We start from the raw sequence: 10,304 nt of genomic DNA, 5'->3' as shown, positions 1-10,304 counted from the left end.
TCTAAATGATCTATTGCCTTTGTATATAAACTGAATAGATCATATTTCGCCCAGTTTTTTTTATTGAACGAAAAGGCAAATGGTGAACAAGTATTTCCAAAAACTTTCTTTATTGGATTAAATATTTTGGCATTTGAAACGGGGATTGTATTAATCCATAATGGAAGACATTGACTAATCAAAGGTGAAAGTTCTTCATCTTTTTTTGAATAAAATCCAACATCCCCTTTATTGACTTTTCCTTCTTTATCTACGTTTAGCAAATTTCCTTGTTCATCAATATCTAAAAGAATATAAAGCCCATCTTTAGGTTGTAGATTGTTAGTAAATACCTCTTCAGGAAGGCTATCTACAAAGTTGATTATTTCGTGTATCATAAATTATTTATTTAACCATCCCCATTCCCTGTCCATTAAACCTTCCAAAGCCACTATAATACCCACATCGTATTATTTCTAAGGGAGCTGAAATTTTGAATTCAAAATCGTGGAATCCTTTTATTTGGGTTTCTGCTTTACTTTGTTCTTTAATGCTAAATTTTCTAGAGCTTATTTTTTTAGGGTCTGTTAAAAGCTCGTATTTGATTTCCTTTGGCGAAATGACCTCTCCTGTGGCATTATTATATTTATCCGCCAGATTAAGAGCTAATAACCCAGCAAATTCAGGCTCTTCTGGTTTTAGATATTTGTCGTATTCACCTTCCAGCTTTAGAGCTACGTTCATTGGAGCCCAAGCTTTAAATATCATATTTGGCGAAAACTCAGGCTCAGGGAGCGTGGCTATCTGCCCAATTTGGAAATTCGCTCTAAATCTATGGTTCTCCATTTTTAATTTTTGGTCTCTAAAAACACCTACTATAAATTTCTCAGCGGCTTTGTCCATGTAAAAAGAGAGGTCGAGGTAAAAGCTTTCTCCCTTTATCAGCATGCCATCTCTATTAAAACTATACTCGTTTCGTCCGGGATTAAAATGAAAAGGTGAGAAGGTGAAATACTTAAATCGTTTTCGGTTGAGTTCTGAGGTATAGCCTTCTTGGTGTAGAAAATTGGCATAAGATTCATCTGCCAATTTTAAACGCTCGTAAATCCACGCCATCAGCAGGTAATTGTAATTCCATGTGATGGCCGTAGCCGAAGTAGGATTATGTAATGTTAATCTAAATCTCATCTCTGTCTTTATCGTTGGTCAAAACTAGTAAGTGAGTTACGCAGCAGATGCCGCACCCACCCTCTAGAACTTAATTTGTTTAATTTTTTCTTCCAGGTGTATTTTCAAAGTCTCATTTTCTACTATTTCTACGACGTAATGTGCATAGCCAAGAAGGAAGTTTTGTAGGCCATAAAACCGGTGATTCACTTTACATATTAAATCGTATTCATCTTCTTTGTCAGGAGCAGGAGTGAGAGCTGACTTGGATAAAGGGTAGCGTTCTATGAGCTCGTTATAACCGCCTATCTTTAAACGTACATGTACGGGCACTTGATTTTTATCTGCTATCTTGAATATGTCCGTAGCTATAATGTTATGCTTCCCTTCGTTCTCCCAATCTTCATCTAGCTGCCTTACTCGCTCTATGCGGCTAATTCTATAGTGCCGTATTTCATTTCTTTCTAAATCAAAGGCATGTAGAATGTCTTCTTCTACAGATATATGAAAAGGCTCAATGGTCCTATCGTTATGTGTGTTGCTATTGGTAGACCTGTAGTTATATAATACTACCTTTTGTTTCTCCCGTTTGGCTTTGAAAAGAATGCTGGTTTTGGCTAAGTAAGGTTTTGTAAAAATGATATTACCAATTCTAGGTAGATTGGTCAGAGTTTCTAGCTTATTAATGATTCGCCTATGCTCTATTTCATTGGCGTTATGAGTTAAGGCCTGATTAACTAGGTTTTTCTCATGGTCGGTTAATATTAGAAGATCTTTGATTTGCTCTGTAGTCTTTTCCGCTGTTAGATAGTAACGATGATTTTGGTCTGATGCCAAATCAAACCCAGCGTTTCGAATATCTTCCAAGTCCCTTAAAATGGTATCTCCACTAACGCCATATATTTCAGCTAGCTTTTTTCGTGTATAGTATCCTGGGTTTTCAATTAGGATTCTTAGAATTTCGAGTATTCGCTTTTTTACGTTAACTCCGTGTGGTTGGAAGTTCATTCAGTTTTATATAAGGCTTTTTAAGTTGCTGAATAAAATTAGAGTATTAATATGTCATTTTATAGCAAACTGATTAAAAGGTATCAATAAATAAATTAATGTCCTGTATCAATTGAAATGATTCGTCTAGAGGCAGTTGTATATCATTTCAATCTGTATGAATTCGGATAAAAGGATATTTAATTCGTTTGGATGAGTTTTTTTCAGAATAAGTGACACGTATAAGAGTGCGATTTTTTTCAATTTTTAGAAAAATTGAAAATTAAGAAAGATCGCTGGAAATTGAGAAAGGTTGCAGGAAATTGCGAAACGTTGTTCAGAGCGATGAATTTAAACCCTTTAAGTGTTTAAGACCCTGTATATTTGCATTGTATTTAATATTCCACACAAAAAAAAACAAACAAATGAAAGAAGAAAACCGGAGCAATCCACTTTTCACACTAACGGTAAGCGAATTTTTAGACTTGCAAAAAGCCATCTTGAATGATGTGCTGGCCTCTCAAAAATCATCAGGGGGAAAGTCAAGTTACACCACAAGCACTACAGAGTACCTGAACTTTGAAGCCTCAGCAAAATACCTTGGTCTGTCCAAGCCTACCTTTTCCAAGTTGAGAAAGGAAGGTAAAATATCTTGTTATAAAGTTTCGGAAAACAGGGTTATGTTTTCAAAAGGAGATCTGGATAGCTATGTTAACAGCCGAAAGGAACTCTAATTATGGAAGAGCTGATTTGTAAAAAATGTCATGCCGCATTTTCCGGTAGGAGGAATAAGTTATTCTGTACGAATGAATGTAAAATAGCCTTTAATAACGAAAAGTATAGAAAAGCGAATTTGCATTTTCATGAAACCGTCAACGAAATCAAAAGGAATAGAGAGATTCTGAGAAAGCTTTATGAGGTCTTTGGTAGCAATACTCTGCCCGTTTCAATTTTGGCTAAAACTGAGTTGAACTATGGATGCATTACAGGATTTAACTCAAGTGGTCAAACTTTAGTGGGGGAGTACGAAATAAGAAGGAAAGAGTTAAACACATTTTATATCCACAAAAGATTAAGATAATGAAAGCCAGATTAAATAAGATAGATTTTGAGACTTGGAACTCATGGGATTTGCCGAGGTATACAAAAGTAGTGAGACATGTCCCTTTCGAAAGAATGGAGCATAGCTACAAAACGAAAAATGAGACTATAATCATGCTCAGATTGATTATAGCAGTAATGTCTGCTGCGTTTGTGATATTGCATTGGGATAAAGTGATGAAATTCTATCTATCAATTAGAGACATTTTGTTAGAAGAGAAACCACTGGATAATCAAGAAGTGACAACACCGATAGTTTAGTCCATTCGTTAGCTTTAAGTTTTCGTTTGCAATACAAACGAAATTATAAGTCCAATTCAAGAAGGTCCGCATGTGGCTTTTGTGAATTGGACTTTATTCTTTAAGGGGTAGTGACTTAAATTACATAATAAAGCTTTTATAGAAATATTTTATTAATTCTAGGCATATAAAACTTAATTGTAGCCTTCCTTTCAATGGTTTATGTAGATGATTGTAATTAAAATCTTGTCGCAACTTTTCTGATATTTTTTTAAAATCTGGGTTCTTTCACATCTAATTATTTTGTCGGAATGTACATTTATTCCTTTAGTTGATTCAAAACACCTATCACTCTCTATGCAAGAAAGATAAAGCCTAGAGAGTTTAAATTACACTCTCTTTAAGAAAGTTTTTAATGATTATCTACTTAACTAGTGGTCATTGACAGTCCTTAAATAAAATGCTATCGACAAGAGCAAGGTTCGTTTTCGAAAAAATACGATAAGGAATTTCCGTTCCTTTTATATTTTCACTTACAAAGGCAATTCTCTCAGAACACAAAATAGTATCCAGTTTCCAAACACTATATTGATTTGCCCGAGAATTAATATTTAATGATGTTATATAATAAGACTCATTAAGATAGAAGTTTAAAATTGAAGCGTCTTGATAGCGGTTTGTGGCTATTTTAGCGTCACCAGCTATTAGTTTCACGTTTTTTGAAAACTCAGCTCCTCCGTAAAAATCCCAAACTCTATCTTTCTCAATTCTAACAAGTGGCCATATAAGATGAATCCTAATCAGAAGCATAAAGAAAGCGAAGACAAAAGTCAAATATTTGTATGCTGTAAAAAATTCCGAGGTTTCCAGATATTTATAGCCGAGATATATCATCGGGAAAACGCAAAAAAGAGTCCAGTTAGCCTCTATACTTTGACCTTTAAAGGTTATAAAAAAAAAGAAAACATACATACCAAACAAATTCCATTTCAAGGCGTATTCCCACTTATTTATAGGTTTATAAAAGGCGGATGCAGCAAATAGAGATACTGAAACAAAACCACCTAGAAAGGGTAGGTTTCCGTAAACATAGTCCAAAGTATGACTAATGTTATATTCTGGAGCACCTCTATCAGCTAAATGATAAGAAATAGAAGGGAAGCCATTAGCTACTTGCCAAAAGATATGCGGGCTTAAAAGAGCAATAGTCATAAAAGCTATTACATAGGTCTTACGCTCCTTTAACAGGCTAATGTTACTTAATAAGGTAAACATGATGACTACAAAACCATGATATTTACAGTATAGCATGGCTGCCGCAGTAAGACTCATAAGAATTTGATTTCTGAAAGAAGTTTCTTTTAAATATGAGCGATAGCTTAACAGAAAAAGAATAGACAGCAGGAAAAAGGGGGTGTCAGGCAAACTAACAAAACCTATCAGGTGCAATACCAAGAAAGAAAGCATAGTGGTGCAAAAAACTAGAACATTTTTGGGTTTTACTAAGAAGTAGATAATTGAAATGGAAGCGGTAGTAAAGAGTATATTAAAAAGTCTAACGGCTATTTCGGACTTACCTAGAAAATTCCCTAACCAAATCATAATAGCCACTCCTGGCGGATGGTCAAAGTAGCCCCAATCTAAAAATTGAGCATACATCCAATAATAAGCCTCATCAACATACAGCTCTAACCTCCATGCCGTGAAGAAATTCAACCCCAACCAAAAAAGAATGAAAATTAAGAAATACTTGTGTTTTTTCATTGAGAGAAAATAATAAAATTACTTAATCCGAAATTCCAAATAGTTACAACTCCAATTGCCAGAAACTTTGCTAAGTAAAATTTCAACTTATACTTTTCATGGAGAATATAAAGTACGGCCTGGTTAATGAGCAAACCACCCAAAGCTACAGCCACGAAACCAAAAAATTGATTATAGTAAGCGGGATTTTTATCTTCAAAAGTCCAAACTTTATTCAGAATAAAATTTGAAATTACTGCAAGACAAAAACCATAACCGTTGGATAAATACTTGTTGATTTTAAGCTTATCTTTCAGCAAATAGGTAATACCAAAATCAATTATCAAGCCTGAAAATCCAACTATTCCGAACTTAAATAGTTTTAAGAATATGGACTGAAATGGCTCGGAAATAAAGGCTATTTCAGTAGTATTTTTCCAAAGAAGAATTCTATTAATCATTGTGGTAAAAATTAAAATACTATTTTCATTCCAGTATAAATTCCAAAACGAGTTGAGGAAAGATTATTAGGGCTGTCCAAATGGCTCAGTCTCCATACAGCGTCTACACTAAATAGATTGAATATATTTTCAATACCTGCTCCTACTTCTCCGTATGGTTTTTTGCCTGTTACAATAGCAGGAGAGTTAATTTCTTTATTGTAGGCTAAGTTGGCCGCCGACATATCGCTCCAATAAAAATTGGCAAGAAACCTCTCTCTCCAATTTAGTTTTCTAAGAAGAGGTATCTTATCGAAAATCAAACCACCCATGCTATATTTAAACTGAGCTGAGGCATATCTATCCCCCGCAAACTCATAGGGCATCATGTTGTTAAATGCGTATTTGCTATAGATGAAATTAGGATTACCATGGGAAGTGTTCATCAAAAGGTATGGTACTATTCCAAAGATTCTACCCGCCTTCAAGTTATAATTGAAAGTACCCTTGGGTAAAATGTTTATTTCTTGCTTAAGAGCTAGTTCTACTTTAGTATAGTTAAAGGGGGTTTTAGCTGATGTTTTGAATCCCTGAGTTAGAAACAAATCAAAAACTGGATAGCGGCTATATATCCTGAATTTATCATAGTTGTAAATACGAGTACGTTCGTTGTGAGCATAGCGAAAATTTAGACTCACTTCAGATACCGTTAACTTGTTTGCTAGATTCCTGTTGGCTGGGTTGACATCCGCCGGAATAAAATAATTAAAATCAAAAGTAGGAGTTAAGGTACGGTAAGAAAAAGATGCCCTTGTAGACCAGTTACGAGTTAAGTCTATCTCTTGAAGGAGTTTAATCTCTTCATTTAAAACTTGATAATTGGGGATATTTTTCCTCAATGCCAATGTAAAGATATTGTCTTTATCAATCTCTTCATTTACCTCTGTAGAGTTATCATAATCTTTATTATAGTATAATTCTGTTTTACGATATGGGTCTCTAGAGGGTACGAACTTTACCCCTACACCACCTTTTAGCATTTTATCTTTCCAACCATAGGCTAGAGTAGCATTAAAATTCCAATTTGGATTGAAACCTTCCATTGTCCAAAAACTCACCCTATTTCTAATGCCCTCAATAACATTAGAACTGATAAAAGAAGAATAGGGGCCTATCCTATATTTGTTATTGAAGTCAAATACTCCGCTTGCAAGAAAATCAACCGCTTTTGAAAAGCGATTTAGTCGCTTATTAGCAAGTAATGCTTCTGTGGCATTATAAATACCCTCTTCCCTCTTAGATAGGCCGACAAGCCTCATACTGTCTTTAAAACTTGAGTCTGGTAAAATACCTGGCACAAAGTCGGGAGAATGATTGTCATGAAATCCTTTTACGTCTAATTGGTAATGATCGAAATATATATTTTTGCTAAGCTCCAAGTGTTTGGAGGTAGTATCCACTTTCATTGGTATTCCAAACAAGTCTAAACCTGCCTGAAAGTCTATAATATTTGTTTCATGAGTTAAGATATAAACAGGTTTCTTATTAATATCAAGTGTCTTTTCAAACTCCTGTGATAAAGTGATAGAGTTTACGAAGTTCAGATTCATTCCTGGGCTGCTCTCCATATGAAATTTACCAATGGCATAAGTGTTACCCATAATTACTATTTGCCCCGAAAATGTGTTTTCATCACGCATTTTTGGAGTAAAATTTATGGTGTAAATACTCTCATTATTTACTTCAATGGTGTCAATGATCTCAAAATCATAATATGCCAAACCTATGACTGAAACAGGACTAACAAAGGAGGTTTTTAAAATTGGAAGCAAGCCATCATAAAGATTTAGGCTCATCTCGAACCTATCAAGTTTAACCCCTAACTTATCAGTGGGCAGACCAAGGTTTCTCTCTGCTACTTTCTTTTTCTCAATGGTCCTAAGAGTGCTGCCATGAAATTCATTGTAAAAACTCTCATTGAAATAGAGAGGAAGGGTACCCGCTTGTGTACTGTCAGTATTGAATCTATCATATGTTTCCATAACCTCTCCAAAGAGGGAGGTCTTACTGCCGAATTTTAAATTTTTAACATCAATTTCCGTTTTAGTATAATTGTTTCTCACAAAGTTCCGGGCTCTATTGATGTCATTCATATCACGATTTTCTAAAACTCTTTTCATCAATGTTTTACCTGGATTTTTATAACCAACGACTAAGGCTTCACCCAGTATTTGCACATCTTCCTCTAAAATGACCATAAATTTTGAGGAAGGAACTTCACCCATGAACACCGCTTTAAGTTTATAACCCACTTCGGACACGAGCATAGAATCTGACAGTATTTCACTATAAAATGCAAAATTGCCATTCTCGTCTGAAGTCATGCCTGTTTTAGCTTTTTGCATTCTTATGTTTGCAAAAGGAACAGCTTCTCCCGTTTTGGCTTCTACTACTTGGCCCTCTACAACAAACTTCTGTGATAAGGCAGCAAAAGAAACAAGACTAAAAAGAAAGAAACTTGTAAATGTTTTTTTCATTCGATATGTTAAATTTTCATAATCATTAAGCCTTACACGGTTGAAGAAGAAACCGTTGCTTTCAATTTGAAAATCATGTTAGCTAACCTTAGATTTGTTTAAGAATCCTAAATCTCTACAGAAATAGAGTTGACCTTTAACCTATGAAGTTATTATTAATCGAAGATGAAATTGCTCTAGGAAAAGTAATTCAGAAGTATCTGAATGCCGAAGGATATATCTGTGAATGGGTTCAAGACGTACCAGAGGCCGAAGATAAAATAGGCGTATATTCTTATGACTGTATTTTGGTAGATATAACACTTCCGAATGGTTCAGGGTTTGACCTAATCAAGCTTTTAAAAAGCCAAAAATCTACTGCTGGTATTATTATTATCTCTGCCAAAAATGCCTTAGAAGACAAATTACAAGGACTTGACCTGGGTTCGGATGACTATCTTGCGAAACCTTTTCACCTAACAGAGTTAAATTCCAGAATAAAAGCAATCATAAGAAGACGCACGAATGATGGCTTCAATTTCATTGCTTTTGAAGAGATCAAGGTAGTCCCAGATTCAATGGAACTTACTGTGAATGATTTATCGGTGATTTTAACTAAAAAGGAGTTCGATTTATTTATGTATCTATTAAACAATAAGAACCGTGTGCTCACTAAGGCTACCATTGCAGAGCATTTATATGGTGATGAAATAGATCAGGTAGATACTTTTAACTTTTTATATTCGCATATTAAAAATCTAAGGAAGAAGCTTATTGACGCTGGAAGCAAAAATTACATACAATCGGTCTACGGCATTGGATATAAACTTGGTATAGAATGAAATTAATTAATAAAGCAAGTAGAGCTTTTTTATTTGCTAGTCTTTTGGCCGCACTTGTTGGCGGTTTTTTTAGTTTCTTCATCCTAAAAGAAATCATGAATACCGAAGCAAATGAACATTTGTTTTTACTAAAAAAAGGAGTAAGTGACTATATTGACAAAAACCAAAAACTACCTCAAAATGAAATCTTTTTTTCTGATTCATATTGGTATGTGCCATCCGAAAAATTAAATGACATTAAATTAAGAGATACCCTTATTTTTAATCAGCTTGAAGATGAGATGTTAGATTATAGGGTATTAAGCTTCGGAGTAGAAGTAGCATCTACTTTTTATACTGTTAACATTCAAAAACCTTTGTACGAAACCGAAGACCTATCTGAAGCCCTTTTTATCTCGTTTATTATCATTATTTTATTGATGGTTGGTTTATTACAAGTAGTAAACTATAAATATTCCATTAAACTTTGGAAGCCATTTTATGAGACACTCAACAGGCTTACAGATTTTAAAGTAACTGATAGAGGAATGTTAAAACATCCCGAAACGGACATTCATGAGTTTAAGCAGCTTCAACAAAAGTTAGATCAACTCATAGCTAGGGTACAGCGGGATTACTTAAGTCTTAAAACGTTTACAGAGAATGCCTCACATGAAATGCAAACACCGCTGGCTATTATCAGTACCAATCTAGAATTACTTATCCAAGATAAAAATCTTACCAACAACCAACTAGAACAAGTTGCTGAACTCATGGAGACTATTGGCAAGCTTTCCAAATTAAATAAAACCTTGTTGTTGCTTAGTAAAATAGAGAACCGCCAGTTTTCGGAAAAGGAAACTGTTAATATTTCAGTGGTTCTAAGCAAAAAAATAGCATCCTTAAAACCTTGGATAGACCAAAAGGAAATATTCCTTGAAGAAGAAATTAAAGGTGCAACACTGCTTGACTTAAACCCGTATCTGTTCGATGTTCTTTTGAATAATTTATTGAGCAATGCTATCAAGTATAATCTCTCTTCTGGAGGAATGATTAAAATAAAACTCAATGAGAAATCACTTACTATTAGCAATACTGGAAAAAGGTTAAGTAAAGATGTAAAGACACTTCTTGAAAGATTCCAAAAAGGTAATGACAGCCAAGACTCCATGGGACTAGGCTTAGCCATAGTAGACCAAATTTGCCAAACTTATGACTTTACCTTAAATTATAATTATCAAAACAACTGCCATTTATTCAGCATTGATTTTTAGGATTTGTGATATTTCAACAAGAGCATTGCAAACCTT

10 protein-coding genes and 1 pseudogene are annotated in these 10,304 nt (G+C 34.4%); 5 read left to right on the top strand and 6 right to left on the bottom strand.

What is annotated here, in order from left to right:
* The 3 genes and pseudogenes from ACTBZY_RS14045 to ACTBZY_RS14035 form a co-directional block, all read right to left on the bottom strand.
* Positions 1-377, bottom strand: a pseudogene (locus ACTBZY_RS14045) (hypothetical protein); the annotation flags it as partial.
* 7 nt (positions 378-384) lie between these two features.
* Entirely contained in the window at positions 385-1,167 is a 783-nt protein-coding gene (gene cas6, locus ACTBZY_RS14040; protein WP_463046969.1) for a CRISPR-associated endoribonuclease Cas6, read from the bottom strand.
* 63 nt (positions 1,168-1,230) lie between these two features.
* Complete coding sequence (locus ACTBZY_RS14035) at positions 1,231-2,154, bottom strand: helix-turn-helix transcriptional regulator (RefSeq protein WP_463046968.1); 924 nt, start codon at positions 2,152-2,154, stop codon at positions 1,231-1,233.
* A 404-nt stretch (positions 2,155-2,558) separates the two neighbouring features.
* Between ACTBZY_RS14035 and ACTBZY_RS14030 the strand changes: the two genes are divergently transcribed.
* The 3 genes from ACTBZY_RS14030 to ACTBZY_RS14020 are packed head-to-tail and all read left to right on the top strand — an operon-like array spanning position 2,559 to position 3,495.
* Entirely contained in the window at positions 2,559-2,867 is a 309-nt protein-coding gene (locus tag ACTBZY_RS14030; protein ID WP_463046967.1) for a helix-turn-helix transcriptional regulator, read from the top strand.
* 2 nt (positions 2,868-2,869) lie between these two features.
* Positions 2,870-3,214, top strand: a complete 345-nt coding sequence (locus ACTBZY_RS14025) for a hypothetical protein (RefSeq protein ID WP_463046966.1) — start codon at positions 2,870-2,872, stop codon at positions 3,212-3,214.
* On the top strand, positions 3,214-3,495 hold the full coding sequence (locus ACTBZY_RS14020; RefSeq protein ID WP_463046965.1) for a hypothetical protein: 282 nt from the start codon (positions 3,214-3,216) through the stop codon (positions 3,493-3,495). The genes ACTBZY_RS14025 and ACTBZY_RS14020 overlap by 1 nt, the downstream gene beginning before the upstream one ends.
* A gap of 417 nt (positions 3,496-3,912) precedes the next feature.
* On the opposite strand, the gene ACTBZY_RS14015 is transcribed toward ACTBZY_RS14020, so the two are convergent.
* From ACTBZY_RS14015 to ACTBZY_RS14005, 3 genes are read right to left on the bottom strand one after another with little or no spacing between them, the layout of a single operon-like run.
* Entirely contained in the window at positions 3,913-5,238 is a 1,326-nt protein-coding gene (locus ACTBZY_RS14015; RefSeq protein WP_463046964.1) for an ArnT family glycosyltransferase, read from the bottom strand.
* Entirely contained in the window at positions 5,235-5,678 is a 444-nt protein-coding gene (locus tag ACTBZY_RS14010; protein ID WP_463046963.1) for a GtrA family protein, read from the bottom strand. The genes ACTBZY_RS14015 and ACTBZY_RS14010 overlap by 4 nt, the downstream gene beginning before the upstream one ends.
* A gap of 11 nt (positions 5,679-5,689) precedes the next feature.
* Positions 5,690-8,194, bottom strand: a complete 2,505-nt coding sequence (locus ACTBZY_RS14005) for a DUF5686 family protein (protein WP_463046962.1) — start codon at positions 8,192-8,194, stop codon at positions 5,690-5,692.
* A gap of 143 nt (positions 8,195-8,337) precedes the next feature.
* On the opposite strand from ACTBZY_RS14005, the gene ACTBZY_RS14000 reads away from it, so the two are divergent.
* Together ACTBZY_RS14000 and ACTBZY_RS13995 are read left to right on the top strand one after the other, a co-directional pair.
* Complete coding sequence (locus ACTBZY_RS14000) at positions 8,338-9,015, top strand: response regulator transcription factor (RefSeq protein WP_463046961.1); 678 nt, start codon at positions 8,338-8,340, stop codon at positions 9,013-9,015.
* The gene (locus tag ACTBZY_RS13995; RefSeq protein ID WP_463046960.1) at positions 9,012-10,268 is read left to right on the top strand and encodes a sensor histidine kinase; all 1,257 of its coding nucleotides are present in this window, start codon (positions 9,012-9,014) and stop codon (positions 10,266-10,268) included. The genes ACTBZY_RS14000 and ACTBZY_RS13995 overlap by 4 nt, the downstream gene beginning before the upstream one ends.
* Positions 10,269-10,304 lie beyond the last annotated feature (36 nt).

It is taken from the genome of Arcticibacterium sp. (assembly GCF_055134445.1).
Note: the sequence above shows the minus strand (reverse complement) of the source record. Positions and strands in the feature narration are given on the sequence as shown.

Excerpts from the sequence above, each read along its gene's own strand:
- cas6 (WP_463046969.1), bottom strand. The coding sequence starts at position 1,167 with ATGAGATTTAGATTAACATTACATAATCCTACTTCGGCTACGGCCATC.
- ACTBZY_RS14035 (WP_463046968.1), bottom strand. The coding sequence starts at position 2,154 with ATGAACTTCCAACCACACGGAGTTAACGTAAAAAAGCGAATACTCGAA.
- ACTBZY_RS14030 (WP_463046967.1), top strand. The coding sequence starts at position 2,559 with ATGAAAGAAGAAAACCGGAGCAATCCACTTTTCACACTAACGGTAAGC.
- ACTBZY_RS14025 (WP_463046966.1), top strand. The coding sequence starts at position 2,870 with ATGGAAGAGCTGATTTGTAAAAAATGTCATGCCGCATTTTCCGGTAGG.
- ACTBZY_RS14020 (WP_463046965.1), top strand. The coding sequence starts at position 3,214 with ATGAAAGCCAGATTAAATAAGATAGATTTTGAGACTTGGAACTCATGG.
- ACTBZY_RS14015 (WP_463046964.1), bottom strand. The coding sequence starts at position 5,238 with ATGAAAAAACACAAGTATTTCTTAATTTTCATTCTTTTTTGGTTGGGG.
- ACTBZY_RS14010 (WP_463046963.1), bottom strand. The coding sequence starts at position 5,678 with ATGATTAATAGAATTCTTCTTTGGAAAAATACTACTGAAATAGCCTTT.
- ACTBZY_RS14005 (WP_463046962.1), bottom strand. The coding sequence starts at position 8,194 with ATGAAAAAAACATTTACAAGTTTCTTTCTTTTTAGTCTTGTTTCTTTT.
- ACTBZY_RS14000 (WP_463046961.1), top strand. The coding sequence starts at position 8,338 with ATGAAGTTATTATTAATCGAAGATGAAATTGCTCTAGGAAAAGTAATT.
- ACTBZY_RS13995 (WP_463046960.1), top strand. The coding sequence starts at position 9,012 with ATGAAATTAATTAATAAAGCAAGTAGAGCTTTTTTATTTGCTAGTCTT.